Annotated in this window: 14 protein-coding genes and 1 pseudogene; 3 read left to right on the top strand and 12 right to left on the bottom strand. The window is 36.4% G+C overall.

Annotated elements, in window-relative coordinates:
* Nucleotides 1-330: 330 nt before the first annotated feature.
* The 12 genes and pseudogenes from DRF65_RS26470 to DRF65_RS26410 form a co-directional block, all read right to left on the bottom strand.
* Nucleotides 331-537 (bottom strand): hypothetical protein, encoded by a 207-nt coding sequence (locus DRF65_RS26470; RefSeq protein ID WP_115973705.1) that lies wholly within the window; start codon nt 535-537, stop codon nt 331-333.
* A gap of 364 nt (nt 538-901) precedes the next feature.
* Nucleotides 902-1,999 (bottom strand): calcium:proton antiporter, encoded by a 1,098-nt coding sequence (locus DRF65_RS26465; RefSeq protein ID WP_115973704.1) that lies wholly within the window; start codon nt 1,997-1,999, stop codon nt 902-904.
* Nucleotides 2,000-2,122: 123 nt separating this feature from the next.
* Entirely contained in the window at nt 2,123-2,578 is a 456-nt protein-coding gene (locus DRF65_RS26460) for a MaoC/PaaZ C-terminal domain-containing protein (RefSeq protein ID WP_115973703.1), read from the bottom strand.
* 124 nt (nt 2,579-2,702) lie between these two features.
* On the bottom strand, nt 2,703-2,897 hold the full coding sequence (locus DRF65_RS26455) for a cold-shock protein (protein WP_115973702.1): 195 nt from the start codon (nt 2,895-2,897) through the stop codon (nt 2,703-2,705).
* Between the two features lie 806 nt (nt 2,898-3,703).
* Nucleotides 3,704-4,615: an NmrA family NAD(P)-binding protein gene (locus DRF65_RS26450; RefSeq protein ID WP_115973701.1), complete on the bottom strand. Its 912-nt coding sequence runs from the start codon at nt 4,613-4,615 to the stop codon at nt 3,704-3,706.
* A 658-nt stretch (nt 4,616-5,273) separates the two neighbouring features.
* Nucleotides 5,274-6,269, bottom strand: a complete 996-nt coding sequence (locus DRF65_RS26440; RefSeq protein ID WP_115973699.1) for a DUF6268 family outer membrane beta-barrel protein — start codon at nt 6,267-6,269, stop codon at nt 5,274-5,276.
* Between the two features lie 67 nt (nt 6,270-6,336).
* Entirely contained in the window at nt 6,337-7,170 is an 834-nt protein-coding gene (locus DRF65_RS26435; protein WP_228438969.1) for a helix-turn-helix domain-containing protein, read from the bottom strand.
* A gap of 349 nt (nt 7,171-7,519) precedes the next feature.
* A pseudogene (locus tag DRF65_RS26430) lies at nt 7,520-8,251 on the bottom strand (MFS transporter); the annotation flags it as partial.
* Nucleotides 8,252-8,369: 118 nt separating this feature from the next.
* Complete coding sequence (locus tag DRF65_RS26425; RefSeq protein ID WP_115973697.1) at nt 8,370-9,758, bottom strand: TolC family protein; 1,389 nt, start codon at nt 9,756-9,758, stop codon at nt 8,370-8,372.
* 57 nt (nt 9,759-9,815) lie between these two features.
* Entirely contained in the window at nt 9,816-12,965 is a 3,150-nt protein-coding gene (locus DRF65_RS26420) for an efflux RND transporter permease subunit (RefSeq protein WP_115973696.1), read from the bottom strand.
* A gap of 14 nt (nt 12,966-12,979) precedes the next feature.
* Complete coding sequence (locus DRF65_RS26415; RefSeq protein ID WP_228438967.1) at nt 12,980-14,095, bottom strand: efflux RND transporter periplasmic adaptor subunit; 1,116 nt, start codon at nt 14,093-14,095, stop codon at nt 12,980-12,982.
* 79 nt (nt 14,096-14,174) lie between these two features.
* The gene (locus DRF65_RS26410) at nt 14,175-14,837 is read right to left on the bottom strand and encodes an FMN-dependent NADH-azoreductase (RefSeq protein ID WP_115973694.1); all 663 of its coding nucleotides are present in this window, start codon (nt 14,835-14,837) and stop codon (nt 14,175-14,177) included.
* Between the two features lie 76 nt (nt 14,838-14,913).
* Here DRF65_RS26410 and pdxR point away from each other — a divergent pair, with 76 nt between their 5' ends.
* From pdxR to DRF65_RS26395, 3 genes are all read left to right on the top strand, one after another.
* Entirely contained in the window at nt 14,914-16,377 is a 1,464-nt protein-coding gene (gene pdxR / locus DRF65_RS26405) for a MocR-like pyridoxine biosynthesis transcription factor PdxR (RefSeq protein WP_165852320.1), read from the top strand.
* Nucleotides 16,378-16,458: 81 nt separating this feature from the next.
* The gene (locus DRF65_RS26400; protein ID WP_115973692.1) at nt 16,459-16,896 is read left to right on the top strand and encodes a GNAT family N-acetyltransferase; all 438 of its coding nucleotides are present in this window, start codon (nt 16,459-16,461) and stop codon (nt 16,894-16,896) included.
* A 69-nt stretch (nt 16,897-16,965) separates the two neighbouring features.
* Entirely contained in the window at nt 16,966-17,403 is a 438-nt protein-coding gene (locus tag DRF65_RS26395) for a carboxymuconolactone decarboxylase family protein (RefSeq protein ID WP_115973691.1), read from the top strand.
* Nucleotides 17,404-17,698 lie beyond the last annotated feature (295 nt).

Here is a 17,698-nt window from a genome sequence, read left to right as displayed (position 1 = left end):
ATAACAAGTTATTTATCAATCTTTTACAGCTTGATATTTTATGGTTTGATTTTTTTCACGTAAAATCTTTAGCCTATCTAAAATATACAGTCTAAAAGTGCTCTATCAGAGATTTTAGCGACCTTGAAACATGGGTTGAAATCTCATTAAAGTTATAATATTTTTTCTCTTTTGGTTAATTGTAACTTTTTGATACTAAAATATAATAATTGTAACCTTACTAGAATATCGAATTGTTTGTTTAACATACAGAAATATATTTTGTCAATCCTTATCTTGATTGAGTCCTTTTCTTCCATCTTCTTTATGGTGCCACTGCATATTTCAACATTAAGCCCGGCCATCATTGCCCAGACTCATTTCAAAAGAGAATAATTCCTGGTCAGTCCCTTCAAATTTTAGTAACTGAAAGAGTTCTGCAATTTTGTCAGAAGCGCTTTTATTAAACTCTTTGCGAATTGTTTCCATATGAGTGTATAGTTGCTTAGAAAGGTATTTCATGATATGCATCACAATTCCCTTTTCGGATGTGATCATATATGTGAAACCGTCTTTTGGCACTGGAAGAACAGTACAGTCGGTAATGACAGTGACATTACAGATCGATAGCAATTAACTTAATACCAAACACTTGACCTCGACTTTACCCAAAATTTTACAGATTATGTTATGTCCTAATCAGCTCTCGAAAATATTATAAGTCCACTAACGATCTGAAAGCAATGACCTACTTCCTCATCTACGCTAAAAAGCAGAGAACATCCGGCAAATCTCCTCAGCACAGCGCTATTCAATCTCAGACAGTTCCCGCCAATCATAATATTATTTTATTATTGATGAATATAGCTTTTAATGTCTACTTGCAGCATAAGAATATTATTTGCCCATCTTATTGATAGAGTTAGGGAACAATCGTAATAAAGAGGTAAATCATAAATATGCCGAGAAGCACAAAGCCCTGCATAATGTTGGTTTTTCCGGTGGCCAACGAAATCGTGATGATGAAAAGCGATAGCCCCAGAAGAACTGTCGATTTGACATCGATTCCCAATGTCATACGAATCCCGCTGATTACCGATATGATCGCAATAGCCGGGATACTTAGTCCGATACTCGCCAGGGCAGAACCGAATGCAAGGTTAAGCGAAGTCTGTATCCGGTCATTTCTGGCTGCCCTGACTGCCGCAAGAGCTTCCGGTAAGAGTACGATTCCCGCAATAATAACTCCGACTGCAGATCTTGGTGCTCCGACCGCGACGACCAGATATTCGACGTCTTTTGAAAGAAGTTTGGCCATCAGAACGACCACTCCCAAACTTACGATCAGCATCAAACTACTGACATACATCCTTTTTTGGGAAACTTTGATTTTATTGTCATATTCAATAGTATTCTCCAGAGCCTTATCACGAGGAGATATAAAAAAACTCCGATGCCTGATCGTCTGCACCATCGTGAATCCGAGATACAACGCCAGACATACTAATGCAATAAACAAAAGCTGAAAAGAGGTATACTCACCTCCTCTGTGACTTACCGTATAGTTAGGCAATATCAGAACAAAAACGACCACCGCCGTCAAGGTGATCAAAGCTGTGCTTACACCTTTCAAAGTGAAAGCCTGCTCCCTGTATCTCATCGAGCCAATGACGATACAGATACCGATAATTCCATTAAGAATGAGCATAACTGCTGCAAAGACAGTATCCCTTGCCAAGGTAATGGTCTCGAGATCTTCCGCTCCAAGCATAATGGAAATGATCAGCCCAACCTCTATCACCGTTATGGCAAACGCAAGAAGAAGGGTACCAAAAGGCTCGCCCAGCTGGTGCGCAAGCACTTCAGAGTGATAGACCGCAGTGAGCACACTTCCTAGTAACAAGGAAGTTAGCAGGATTGAATAAAAACCAGATGAAAAGATAAAGCTCCCGAAATAGAAGAGCCATGATAAGACCGGCACGACAATCGTCCAATACCGTAAATATTTATTTTGATTCATAAAGAAGAACGCAGTTCAATTTCTTAGGTGGTATGATAGCTCACCTTCTTTAGAAAACAAGATGTTATCAATGTAAGATAAGCCGTTAGCTTGGGAGTTCCAATGACAGAAACTTAATATTTTTTAGTTGAATTGATAGAAAAACAGTACATCATGTGTGTAGGCAGGTCTCGCCGAATCCTTGAATACGAATCTTTCGCCGAAAATGACTCTGATTAATCCCAGCAGATTATAGGCCGATTTGATCGTTGTCAGCAATGATACTTCAGCATTTACCTTTACAGGCATACCGAATCTGAGGTCTACGATTCCATAATTGATCTTAAGGCTTACATTCTGCAACAATGCGATTTGCTTCCACAGATAAGGGATCAGCGCAAGGGTCAAATATCTGTGTACAATTCTTGATCTGTAAGGTCTTTCATTGGCTGCCCGCTCTTTATCCACATGAATCCACTGATTATCCTGGATGGCATCTGTAAATTTGTTGATCTGTTTCTGGTCAATCGTACGCCATGGAGAATTTCCAACCATGACTCCCTCCAGTGATTTATATTCTTTGTAATTGACGATCCGCATTATGTTTTTTGATTCAATAGTTCAATACTCCCGATTAGAGTGTTCATAAAAAGATAAAAGACCTCTCGCAATATGCGGGAGGCCGGTAATATAATTAATATAACAAATTACTATATCGATCAGATTATGCCAGTTTAACGTTGATAGCGTTTAAACCTTTATCCCCTTTCTGTACGTTGAAAACAACCTGGTCATTCTCACGGATGCCTCTTGACTCAAGTCCTGAGGTATGTACAAAGATATCTGCGCCACCTTCTGATGGTGCAATGAAACCGAAGCCTTTTGCTTCGTTGAAAAATTTTACGGTGCCTTTTTGCATTGTAATAAAATTAAAATTAATATAATGGGATCTGTACACTTTACAGATTTCATTTTTGTTGTGAATTATAACATGTAGGATAAACAGTAATTTTTCATCTATCTACCTGTCATTCTTTGTGCGGCTCATTGATACTATGCATAAGATATTTAAATATCCCAAGCCTGCAATATCGGGTCATTTTTTAAGATCAAGAAATCAGCATTCTCAATATCATTAAAAAAATTGGATCTATAAACGGGGGAACTGAAGAAGCAAGACCGATCAGTGTCAATAGACCGGTTAAGCGAAGGCAGGAACCTTTCTTTATGAATACTTTGCAAATGTAGATCAATATTCCTCAAAATTAAAAAATATAAATAACTGATTATCATTATTTTATTTGTATATTACACACACGTAAGAATTATTTACACAGTGCGGATGATCAAAAATTCCGTCAACATGCAAACCTATTCAACTACGCCACAGACCCTATCCTAAACAATTAAAGAGCATTCTTTACCACAGGTTCGTATCGCTTATTTAATCATGGTAATACGGTGCCTATTAGCTACAAAAAGTTAAATGTTGTTCAGGAGATAGCCAAAAAGTGTTTAATTTGGCTCAAACGAATTAAATCACCGACAAAAAGTGTTTGAAGATACGCTCGTTGAGCCACTTAATGAAACAACTCTTTGATAGCTATCTCTCTTTTTCACACATAACAATCTCTATATCAAATATTTATAACTCCTAATTTTTAAACCTATAATAATTAATCGTACTTCTTTATCAATATTTCTATAACATTACCATAAAGAAGCTTAAAACAGCAATTTCCACAATGGCTTTCGTTTGAACAAATGTCTATTTTCCTGTAAATATTCTTCCATAATGCGTGGCTTTCGTGACATTAAATTGGTGATGTTATCCCTTTCCGGTTCAGGAATTTTTATGGCCAGCTCATCAAGCTCTACAATATGGTTAGCCAGCCATATGGGGAATTTCGCTCTGTTGATTAACTGGTTAAACAGTTCTTCTGGTGTTACATTTACATATTCAATAGTGCGCCCGGTAACATGAGATAATTTAGCTGCCATTTCTATATGACTAATGGCTTGTGGACCTGCAAGAACCACCGATTTTTCTTTTATTTCTTCAGGTGTCAACAAGTAATTTACGACTATATCAGCTACATCACGACAATCGATATAATTTCTTCTTGCTGTATCAAGTGCTCCGTAAATTTTCCCAAAATACTGAATGGTAAAAGTATTTCGTTCCCAATTTTGCATAAAAGAATGTGGCCTAAGGCAGCAATATTCATCTATATTTTGCCAAAGGTACTGATCTATTGTGCTATGCCATTGGCTGACCTCTACCTTGGGCATTGTAACTATAGGAGCCGATAACTTGACGATTCGTCTTACACCATTTTGTCTTGCAGCATCAATAATATTAATTTCATGTTCTACCTGATTGGGACCAGTTGCTGTTAAAAGAAACAAAGCGTCAGCCCCTTTGCAAACTTTTTTAAGCTGGTTAACAGAGTTTAAATCGGCACTTACATAGGCTATATTCGATGGAGCTTTATCCAATGGTACCGGATAAGGTCTTTCAGGGTTTCGAAGAATACCTCTTACCATACAATCCCGACTCTTAAGCTCTTGCATCACAGCTGTTCCAACGGTACCCGTACATCCAAAAACAACGATAACTGGTTTTATTTTTTTCATTGAAATAAATTGATTCTTTTAGTATGGATTAAGCGTTCAATATCCCTATTCTTCATGGGTATTCTATTTAGTTTATTCTTCATTTTTTCTAAGTTTGAGATGTTTCTGTTGTTGAGTTTTTATGCATAAATAATTTAACTGTTACGTTTGATCACAAGGTCGCGAATGATGAGTATCGCAGCACCTAAAAATGTGGAGAACAAAATATTAAACCGTTCGTGGTGCCAATTGAATAGCCATATACCTAAGGTCGCTAAACCCATTATCAGTACAATGATCAACAAAGATCTGATTAGCTTGTTTCGTACTAATATTCGTTTCGACTCAAGCTGCCAAAGCAAGGTAAAACTGCAAAGTGTTGATAATAAGGAAGACAAACCAATACTGCTGTAACTGGCTGTCATAAGATTATTGTTCTGAAGTAGAAAACCAGATATAAAAGACATTAAGGCAGGAAAAACATAGGCAGGCAGAGCTGCAGTAATCAGGCCTCGAAAGTTAAAAGTTGATTCAAGAGAATTGGTACTGTTCATAAAATTGTAATTGGGTATTGATTATGAAATTGGTTTTGATTCACTTCATTTTCAGGTCTTGAAAACACCTAATACATTGTATAGTCAAGAAACTGAAAATAATTGTTTTCATTATTTTTATTTGTCTATTTTCTGCCGATACGATAGGTAATGGTAACTTTCCCATAAGCCATATTGGAGACAGAAAAATCATTGACTGTTTTTTGATGGGTATCGAACAATTCATACCGATTTAAAAGTCCCATTCCGGCTTGAGCCTGCAGCCAGATTCCACCCACTAAGCGTTGGTGAACCTGAAGACCTCCATGAATGGTAGAAAACTGAGCATAATCGACTTCTTTAAGATGATAGTCTTTATAATTTTTCACGTTAAAGCGTGTCCAATCGATCGATCCGGCCAAACCTATCTGTGTATTTGGGCTTAGACTATAAAGCACATTTAATCTCGGCCAATAAAATTGGGCTAACCATTTTTTATCGGTACTTTGGTAATCAATTGATATTCCTGGAGTCACCAAAGTCTCCCCAAAAGAATGTAAAACATGAACTCCGAGTCCGATTTCAAGATTCGACTCCCTACCGAATTTCTTCGACAATCCGATTATACCATCTAGAATTAAATCATCAAAAGAAAACGGTTTTTTAAAGTCGGATGCGATAGTTGGCATGGCTATTCCTAAAACCGACCACTTTTCGGAAAGTGGGTGCCTAATTATAAATACAGATTTTATCTCATGAATTCTTTCAATACGACTGGGATCTTGTATAGAATTTGTGTCATAATTAAAATCCATCATCCGATAGTTCAGATTACTAACAACACTTGTTTTACCAATTTCGAAAGGAGGTATAGATACCCATGCATCATAAGTATTGAGTTGGAACTTATTTTCTGACAGAGAACTTTCTGAAGGAACATCTTTAAAGCCAGCTTTATGATGAGCCGTGACAGCAATACCAGCAACATCCTGAATAATCTGACCCTGGCTTTTGTTTGAAAGGAAGAAAGCCGAAACAATTACACAAAGGCGGTATTTTTTGATAATAGCTCTGTTTTTAAAGGAAAAAATCGTTTTAACCCTTTTCCTGATGGCATTTCTTACCGTAATCAATGTTTTCATTTTCTTTGAATTTTAATAATACAAAGGTGGTCTGAAAACAAGAAATACTTTAAAACTAAATCAACCTTTACTCGGACAAATCCTGCATAAATGTCATTCTGTACTCTGAAGGTGTTACTCCACTTATTTTCTTAAACAGGCGTCCAAAATAGCTGGGATCACCATAATTAAGTTCGAAAGCTATTTGTGAAATGCTCTTGGTTAAATCCTGTAATAGCAATTGACTTTGCAAAATACTTACTTTATTAATCCATTCTTTTGGACTCTCACCTATCGTTTCTTTAATGCACCTATGAAGATAATTTTCAGAAACAGACAGTTCAGCAGCGTAAAACAAAATCGTTTTATATTCAATATAGTGTTTATACACCAATTCTTTAAAATTGAAAGTAATTTCTGCACTTCGGTTGACCCCTTTCTTCAGTTCGCAACCTGAGCTGAAAACTTTCTGCAGCCCGGCCTGCAAAAGTGAATAGCAAATATCTAAGTTTGCATTTTGAGAATAAAGCTCAGTACTCAAAAGTTCAAATAGGGAGGTTAGCCAGATGCTATTTTCCTGCGGTAAATGAATAATATTATTAACTGAAAACAGCTTGATGAGCTCCTGCTTTGATAGGATTTGGTTAAGCGTCTGGTCTTCAAATAAAATAATGTGCCCTGCGGCATCTGGGCTTACTTCTTTTAGTGAAGTTACATTTCCCTGCCTTACCAATAAGATTTCATGTTCTTTTATTGATATTAAATCCGCATCTACCTGCTGTTTTGCATTACCTTTGGTAATATGAACAATAAAATTGTATTCCGGCCTATGTAAAGGCGTAGGCACTTTAATAAAGCCTGATGTTTTTCCAATATCATGAATCTGGACAGCTGTTTTTAATATCGGAAAATCAGTCGACATTTCAGACATGTAATGTCCCCTGAAATCTGTTGGAGTTATTCTTTTTACTTTAACCACCTTACAAAACTAGCAACAAATACAATAACATACATAAATTTCCTTATTAAGATTTTTTATGAACTGAAACAATAATTTGATTGGTTTCTGTTCCGGTTTATAGAAAGCAGTATATATTAGGCTTCAACAATGGAGTCTAAGCCTCGCCGATGATAAGGTATTTGCTTTTGCTTGTTTCAGCATCAAAAAAGCAAGATCAATAATATTTTTCAAAATCGTAATGATCATTTACATAAATCAACTGGTTTAGGCCTAAATCTTTGCTCCCTACTTATTCAAATTATTGCATTTTTTAATCTTTAGCTTCCTTTTCACTTTTTTGTCGAAAAGCAAAATATATAACAATTACACTAATAAACATTAAAATGAATGCTAAAAAAAATGGAGCTCCTGAAAATTGAAATGGAGCTTTATCATGAGTGAAATAATAGAATAAGTTTGTCATAATTGGAAGTCCCAAAATAGAGGTAGCACTCACTAAACTTGATAATGCTCCCCACAGCTCCCCCTGTTCATTTGCAGGAACATTTTTACTGATTATTGATTGAAGTGCAGACCCGCAGATTCCTCCTAAGGAATAGGGAACGAGAAAAACAAACATCATCCATCCTTGATTAGTAAATACAAAAACCATTAAACCTAATGCATAAAATAGCAACCCAAAATATACACTTTTATGTTCTCCTAATTTTGGAGTTGTCCATCTAATTAGAATTCCTTGTACTAAGCCAAGCAAACCGAGCGACAGACCTACAGTTCTTTCCGTCCAATTAAATTTATACATAGTAAAAAAATGCCAATTGCTTTGTACAGAATGGAGGGCAAATATGCACTAGCTGTTGAAATACTAGCCCCGGTAAGACCGGCAACCCTCCCAAAAAACAACCAACAAATAGAAGACGCCAGCGCTAATAGTACATAATCAATAGCAAATCCCAAAAGAGAAATTAAAATAATTGGGAGTTCTATACTGATCACTAAGATTATCCAAAGTTATCAATAGAGTCATGTACAAATATCTAAAAAAATAAAATTATATATTAAGTTAATAAGGTGCTAAATCAGCAATATAAATCCACAATACTTTCTATATCAGTAAAAAAAGAGTTCGGATATATACGTTACTTTTTAGAAAAGCTATATTATCTCACACCACCACCTAATGAACGATAAAGTTTAATAACTGACCGCCATTTTAATAATTGATCATTAGTCAGTTGTATTTGAGCACCCAGGTAAGCCTGTTCGGAGGTCAATACATCAGTATAATTCGTTGACGAATGATAGACCAACAACTTTTTGGTATAATCAACGGCTAAACTAAGTTTATCTATTTGCACCATACGTTTCTGTTCCTGCTCTGCTGCAGATTCATAACTATACAAAGCGTCCGAAACCTCCTGTCCTGCAGTAATGAGAGCTTTTTGAAAATCATATACTTTCCCCCGATAATTAGCCCGGGCAATTTCTAAACGAGTTTTGTTGAGCCGCTTATTGAAAATAGGCTGAACCAGACCTCCCGCAATATTGGCAAAAAAACCTGTAGAGGAAAACCAATCTTTCAACTCAAAACTGGAGAAACCACCTGATGCAGTGATTGTCAACGAGGGATAAAAAGCTCGCTGAGCAACGTTGATCTCTTCAAAATAAGAAGCCACTTCAAGCTCCATAGCATGTACATCAGGCCTATTCGCTAATAACTGTGAGGGCACTCCTACATTCAAATTGTAGTGGGATTTTTGATGATCTAAACTTCCCCGGATTATAGGCTGGGCTGCTTGCCCCAACAATACATTTATGGCATTCTCTACTTCCCTTATCTCTCTTTTAATACGAGGCAAATCAGCTTGGGCATCATAGTAGTTGGCCTCACTTTGTACCACGGCAGCTCCAGTTACTGTATTTGACTCTTTTAGCCTATTCATTGTTTTTACATCCAGTGCCATATTTTCAATAGTTTTTTCTAAGATGACCTGCTGTTTATCCAAGGTTAAAAGTTGGTAATAATAGTCTGCTATTTGCGCCACTATTTGCGTTTGTACAGCTCGCTGCACAGACTCCGACTGCATAAGTCTGTAGAGGAAAGCCCGTTTGTTACTTGCCAACTTGCCCCATATATCTATTTCCCAGGAAGCATTAGCATATATATCATATAAAGCCGTATCCTTACTATTTCCAAGACCTTGCGGATATGACATTTTTGATTGTTTAAATCCTCCTCCTCCCCTCACATCAGGTAAAAATGCAGCTTTGGACTGCTTTAACATCGAGTGAGCGATCTCAATTCGCTGTATACCCATTTTCAAATCTAGATTGTTTTGTAAACCAGATTGGATTAAGTTTTTTAAATCAGCATCTGAGAAGAACTCCTGCCAGTCCATTTGTGCAATACTAACGGTATCTGTCTGGTTCATTTCTCTATATAAAGGTTCATTGACCTCTTTTTTAAATTGATAAACTTTCCCTGGGCTGCATGAAACGAGTGCCCCTGTAATACATAGAGTAATTAATAGTTTAAGATATATTTTCATTCTTTCGTAATACTATATTCCAAAGAAATGGCCATCCCATCTCTTTGGAATGTTTAATTAATTTATTGGATTGAGAACCTCATCTGAAGCCAATGCAGGTTTTCCGGTGATTCTTTCATGAATAGATTGAAACACAACAAATAAAGCTGGAATAGCCAATACTCCTATCAGTGTCCCTATCAGCATACCGCCTACTGCAGCTGTCCCTATCGATTTATTACTCAAAGCACCCGCACCAGAAGCCAGCATCAAAGGCAATAATCCAAAGATAAAAGCCAGCGATGTCATCAAGATCGGTCTTAGCCGGGCACGAGCTCCTTCTATAGCTGCTTCTTTTATAGATTGTCCCTGTAGTCTTCGCTGAAGTGCAAATTCAATAATCAGAATAGCATTTTTTGCCAAAAGACCAATAAGCATAATCAAACTGATCTGTAGAAAGATATTATTATCTATCCCGAATAGCTGAGCAAAGATAAATGCACCTGCTAAACCAATAGGTAATGAAAATAAAACTGCCAGCGGCGTGATAAAACTCTTGAACTGGGCACTTAATAAGAAATACACAAACACTATGGATAGAATAAAAATAATTACGGTCTGATTACCACTTGTACTTTCTTCTCTTGAAAGTCCTGAGTATTCAAATCCATATCCTTTTGGAAGGGTTGCTGCTACTTCTTCAATCGCTTTAATTGCATCTCCCGAGCTATATCCTGCATTAGGAGCTCCATTAACCATTGCAGAATTAAACAAATTAAACCGGGTCAAAAATTCAGGACCATAGACTTTCTTTAGATTAATAAAAGCAGTAATAGGCGTCATGGTACCTTCACTGTTTTTTACATACAGCCCATCAATGGCTTCTTTATTTTCTCTAAAATTTGGAGCTGCTTGAATAACTACTTTATACTGCTTTCCAAACCGGTTAAAATTAGTAGCATACACACCACCTAAGTACCCTTGTAAAGTGGTCAGGATCTCTGTAACACTTACCCCGGATTCTTTTGCTTTAACCACATTCACAGAAACTTCATATTGCGGGAAATTTGTATTAAATGATGTTGTTGCAAACATAATTTCGGGACGTTGGCTTAATTCTTTTATGAATTTCCCCATTACTTCTTCGAATTTCTTGTAATCTCCCCCTGTTTTATCCTGCATTTGCAATTCAAATCCTGAATTATTACCAAATCCCTGTAAAGTGGGAGCTGCAAAAAATACAATATTGGCTCCTTTAATATGCGCTGTTTTTTTAAAGAGTTCCTGAACAATAGTCTGTGAGTCATCTCCTTTGTCTTTACGCTCATTCCAATGTTTTAACTTGACATACTGAGCGGCATAGGAACTTCCTTTCCCACTGAAGAAATCACCTCCCACCCAGCGAGCCCTCATTCCTAACTGTGGAATCGTGGCTGTGATACTATCAATTTGATCTGCTATGCGAACCGTTTCCTGTAAAGAGGTAGAAGGCGGCATAATCACGTTTCCATAAATGAACCCACTGTCTTCATTGGGAACAAATCCTGTTGGGGTTGTCTTGCTTAAGTAAATAAATATTCCTGCAAAGACCACTACCGCTCCCAGTGCTAGCCACAACCGTTTATTCAGAAATTTTAAAACATCCACATAACGATCAGTCATACGGTCAAAACTGCTGTTAAAGGCTACTTTCATTCGTTCAGAAAAACCTCTCTTCTCAGGATGGTTATCTGATTCCGGTTTTAACAGGAGAGCACAAAGAGCAGGACTTAATGTTAGGGCATTAACTGCTGAAATTAGAATAGCTACTGCGAGTGTGATCCCAAATTCTTTGTAAAATACTCCTACAGAACCTTTAATAAATGTAACGGGGACGAATACTGCAGCCATCACCAAAGTAATAGAGATAATTGCGGTAGATAGCTCATTCATTGCACTGATCGTGGCTTTCTTTACTGTTGTGGATCCTCCATGTAGTTTAGCATGTACAGCTTCCACCACAATGATGGCATCATCTACAACAATCCCAATGGATAATACTAAAGCAAATAAGGTTAATAAGTTGATCGTAAAACCAAACAGATTCAAGAAAAAGAATGTCCCGATAATAGCCACAGGTACAGTAATGGCTGATATTAAGGTAGAACGCCAGTCCTGTAAAAATATTAATACGACTATAAATACTAAAACAAAAGCTTCAATAAGTGTATAAATAAGTTTACTGATGGATGCTAACAGAAAATCATTTGAATTGGTATAAATTACCAATTTAACTCCTGTTGGAAAATTTTTCTCGGCTTCTTTCAGTTTTTCTTCACAGGCTTTAATGATATCATAAGCGTTAGATCCTGCTGTCTGGTTCACTGCGATATAGGTTCCCAGATGACCAAATGCCGTCTGTGTTGTTTCGTAAGAAAAGGCTCCTAAATCTATTTCTGCTATATCTTTTAGGTAGAGTGTTTTTCCATTGCCCAACGCACGGATAACAATATTTCCAAATTCTTTTGGGGTTTCCAGACGTCCGGTATATTTCAGTGTGAACTGAAAGCTTTGCCTGCTGTTCTCTCCTATTTTTCCTGGTGCGGCCTCTACATTTTGTTCTTTTAAAGCCGTAATAATATCGGTAGGAACTAAGCCATAGGCTGCCATCACATTAGGTTTTAACCAAATACGCATACTGTATTCACTATTTCCCACCACAGCTACATCGCCTACACCACTTATCCGTTTTAATTGGGGAGTAAGGTTAATACGGGTATAGTTTTCTAAAAACATCTCGTCATACTCCGGAACTTCACTATAAAGCATAAAACTAAATACTTCAGTGGCCAGCTTTTTCGTGGTAGAAACCCCTTGTTTTACTACTTCTTCCGGAAGTTGGCTCATCGCCTGATTAACACGGTTTTGAACGTTCACTGCAGCCATTGAAGGATCAGCACCCTGATTAAAGGTAATTGTAATTTCAGCGGAACCATCATTACTCGCCTTTGAAGTCATAAATGCCATTTGTTCTACTCCATTAATCTGTTCTTCTAATGGGGTAATCACACTTTTCATTACTGCCGCCGCATTGGCTCCCTGATAATTAGCCGTTACTTTTACTGTTGGGGGGGCTATATCAGGATATTGTGTCATAGGCAGTGTAGACAATCCTAAGATCCCCAGGATCACTATAATAATGGATATTACAGCTGATAATATGGGGTTTTCAATAAATTTCTTCAACATAATCTACTCTCGCCTTATTTTAATTTAATTTTTACTCCATCTTTCAAGCCTCCAATATCTGCACTCACTATTCTATCGCCAGTATTTAATCCTGATGTAACAATATATTGCTGACCGGAGGGCTCTTTTTCCATAATCCGGACTTCCCTGCTTTTCACAACAGCATTACTTCCAACAACATACACAAATCTCTTTCCCTGCAAATCAAACGTTGCTTTTTGTGGAACCAAAACCGCATTATTAATTTTCTCAAATACCCGGACTCTGGCACTGTTACCACTTCGCAACAACCCTTCCTTATTGTTGAAAACTGCTCTAAAATTGATACTCCCGGTTAAAGGATCAAACTGTCCGCTAACGCTGGTAATTTTTCCTTTCTGAGAATATTCGGTTTCGTTTGCTAAAATCAAACTTACCTGAGGCAATTGATCTATCCGTTCCTGTAAACTCCCATGGAATGTTTGTTGAGTAAAATCAAAAAATTGCTTCTCGTTCATCGACAGATAGGTATGAATAGATGAAATATCAGATATGACAGTGAGTGGTTTTATGGAACTGCTGCTTACAAGAGCACCTTCTTTAAAAGGAATTAACCCTATCACTCCGTCAAATGGGGCTACAATTTGGGTGTATCTCACATTTGCTTCTGTATTGCTTAGGTTTGATTTGGCCACTTTGAAAAGAGCTTCTTTACTTTTTAAATTATACTGAGCTGATTCTAATTCATAATTGCTAATGATACTTTCTTCTACCAGAGGTTTCACTTTTTTCACTTTCATACCAGCATCTTTTAATTCTGCTTCGGCACGGCTTAAACCTGCGATGGCTGCTACATTCTCCTCTTTAAACTGAGGTGCATAAATACGAAACAATACCTGCCCTTTTTTCACTTTCTGTCCTTCATCCACCAATATTGCTTCTATAAAACCATCAATCTTAGGTCTTAATTCAACATCTTTTTTCCCCTGCAGCACTACCGGATAATCATTATATACTACAGCCTCCTCCTCTGCAATAGAAAGAGTTGGATAGAAGGCAATAGCTTCTTTTACGGCCTCCGGTTCTTTTTTTTGACACGCAGCCAGAAAAATTAATGAGGACAGCGCTAACCACTTTTTTACTATATTCATTTTTACCATTATAAATTGACATATAAAACCGATTAAAGAATGTTTATTCTTTAATTTAATAGACTCTAATTTTGAATAACTAGGAGAGTTTTGTTTCTATGAGGTCAATAATTCTTTGATGTGCCGAATTGATTGCTAAGTTGTACTTTTCTTTATCATTTGCTTCACCATCAAGATGTACCACATGAATATCAGAGATTCCCATCACATTGAAAACTCTCTTCAGATAATTGGTTTGAAAATCAATATGTTCATTATAACTCCCTTTTTCATAACCCTGAGATCCTCTTGTAAGTAATAAAATGACCTTTTTATTTTCTAAAAGACCTATATATGGATTTTGAATATTATCAGGATTGTATTTCCAAGTTTCGTTAACCCGTACAATCTGATCGATATAAGCTTTCAGGCTGCTTGGTATTGACCAGTTGTACATGGGTGAAGCAATAGCAATGATGTCTGCATCCTTTAACTCTGTAATATATTCATCACTTCTCTTTAATGCATTAACTTCCTCCCGGTTTCTATTTGCTAAAGGTTTAAATGCAGCACTTATCCATTCCTCCGTTATATGAGGAATGTTTTGGTTTCCCAGTTCCCGAATATGAATTTTATAATTTATTTGTTTGTTTTTCCAATAATTGATAAGGGTTTCTGCCAACTTTCTACTTTGAGATCCCGCAGTTCTTGCACTCGAATTGATAACTAACAAGTTTTTCAGTTCCTTGTTTTGTGAATCCATTATGTAATTTTTTTACAAAAATAGCGGGATATTGGCTTACATTTGTATGCCAATTAATATAAAACATACAGCCCAGATGTTACCCTACAAATCCTTAATTCAAATTGACAGAGCCTCTTCTATACCTCTATACATTCAAATATGTAATTACTTTATATCATTAATTACTGATGGTACTTTGCAGCCCTCTGAAATGTTACCCAGCACCCGTAACCTTGCTCTTTTGATTGGTGTGGACCGTAATACCATCAAATTAGCATATGAAGAATTAATTAGCCAGGGCTGGACAGAATCTATAGAGCGGAAAGGAGTATACGTCTTATCCAGTCTGCCTGTTCTTACCCAAAAGAAAACTCATAATGTAAAAAATAAAGAAATAAAGCATGATGCATTTATATGGACCAATAAGTTCAGTCATTCAATTCTTAGCAAGAATTTTCAAAAACCCCAATTAGCGATAGATGACGGATTTCCTGATGTCCGGCTTGCTCCAATAGATGAATTAATGCGTGAGTACAGAAGTATTTCCAGAAAATTCTATGGCCGAAATTTCTTAAAATACGGGAATGCAAAAGGCTCAGAACATTTAAGAGAATCATTGTGCAAATATCTTTCTACTACCAGAGGATTAAATGTTGAGGTTGATGATATGTTGATTACTAAAGGCAGTCAGATGGGGATTTATTTGTCAGCCCAGTTACTTCTTGAACAAGGGGATCTAATAGCAGTAGGCGTATCAAACTACTCTACTGCTGATGAAATTTTTAAACAAACCGGAGCTAAGCTTCTTAGAATTCCAGTCGATGAGTATGGGATGGATCCAGATTATCTGGAGCAAGCACTTAAGAAAAAAAAGATAAAAGCAGTTTACCTAGTTCCCCATCATCACAGCCCAACTACAGTTACGCTAAGCATGGAGCGCAGATTAAAATTTCTGAAGCTTGCTAAAGAAAATAAATTCGCAATTATTGAAGATGATTATGACTTTGATTTTCATTATACCAATAAACCATTTTTACCCCTGGCCAGTATAGACCACAATGAAAATGTAATTTACTTAGGATCTATCACTAAAACCTTTGCCCCAGCTCTAAGAATAGGTTTTATGACAGGACCTTCCGATTTTATTCACTCAGCCACTGCTCTAAGGGAACTTATAGACAGACAGGGAGATACCATCTTAGAAGAAGCTTTTGCCTTGTTATTTAATCAGGGTGAGATGAATCGGTATTATAGAAAAGCACTAAAGATTTACAAACAGCGCAGAGATATGTTTTGCGAATTGTTAAAGGTTCATTTTTCCAACGAAATAGAATTTAAAGTTCCTGAGGGAGGGCTCGCAGTATGGTCTGTTTTTGATCATAATATCGATCTTATAAAACTGGCAGAAAACACCTTAAAAAAAGGACTTTATATTGACAACGGTTTGTTTTATAAAAATGAATTATTTTCTACCAATGGACTTAGACTGGGTTTTGCATCACTAGATGAAAAAGAGATGGCTGAAGCAGTTTCTATCTTAAAAAAAACGATCCGGTAACTGAATCTGGGCTGTATAGTATTATGAATCTGGTATGCTTAGTTGTTCCAGATGTGTTTTAATTTTACCAAAAAATAAGACATGCAAAATACTTATGAAATTAAGCCTATTGAGTCAAATTCAGAAATTCAGCAGTGTTTAGAAGTTGCTCTGGTCCTCAGACCTCATTTAAATAAAGACAGATGGTCTGATATTATAGCTGAAATGGTTTCGAATGAAAAATATACTTTAATGGGCATTTTTGATCATGAGAAAGTGATTGCTTTTATTGGATATCGCATCATGACTACGCTGCACAGTGGAAACATGATTTACATTGATGATTTATGTACCTTGGAAAGTTATAGAGGCAGAGGGCTTGCCAGCCAGTTATTATCACACGTCAGAACAGTAGCAGAGTACAAAAACATGGATTCCATCACTTTAGATACGGGTTTTGATAATCATACCGCACAAAAATTATACTTTAAAAATGGGTTTAAACTTTCAGCAGTGCATTTACATTCCTATTTAAAATAATTTCTGCCCGCCATACATTGTGGCTGTTATTAAGATAGTAATACATTATACGAACTAAAAACTTGAAATATGAAAAAAAGAATTGATTTATCCAGCGTATCTTCTGCTGTTTATAAAAGAATTATGGCATTAGATAATTCCATCCAAAATTCAGAATTAGACAAAACTCATCTTGAGCTTATCAAGATCAGAGCTTCCCAAATAAATGGATGTGCTTACTGCCTCAATTTACATACTCGTGATGCCATTAATCAGGTAGAAACTACCCAAAGGATTTTCCTGTTAAATGCATGGAGAGAAACAGATTTATTTTCAGAAGAAGAACGCACTATTTTAGCAATGACAGAAGAAATAACGCTGATCAGTAAAAATGGATTATCTCAGGATACTTATGAAAAGGCAGCCCAGTTGTTTAGAGAAGAATATATTGGCCTGATTATGATGGCTATTATTACCATTAATGCATGGAACAGAGTGGCAATCAGTACTCATAAACCTTTAGATTAATTCTATCTGCAAATTAAATATTCAAAAAATGATATTAGGTAGCTTGTAAATTTCAAAGATTGATTGATCTGTATCTTTCCACCTGGAAGCCTACCGGACATCAAGCATTTAACAGAAGCAGTAAAATAAGAAACAGAGAAATTATCAAACTAACTGTGCTAATTATATCAAATCCCGTACAAAAATGTTTGAGGATCCTGCCAATTTCACTTAAAGAGACAACTATTTGATAGCTGTCTCTTTTTTATGCATAAAAACATGTAATCCAAACCTTTACAATTGAGATATTTCAAAT

Source organism: Chryseobacterium pennae (assembly GCF_003385515.1).
GTDB classification, from domain to species: domain Bacteria; phylum Bacteroidota; class Bacteroidia; order Flavobacteriales; family Weeksellaceae; genus Chryseobacterium; species Chryseobacterium pennae.
This window is presented reverse-complemented; position numbering and strand designations above follow the sequence as displayed.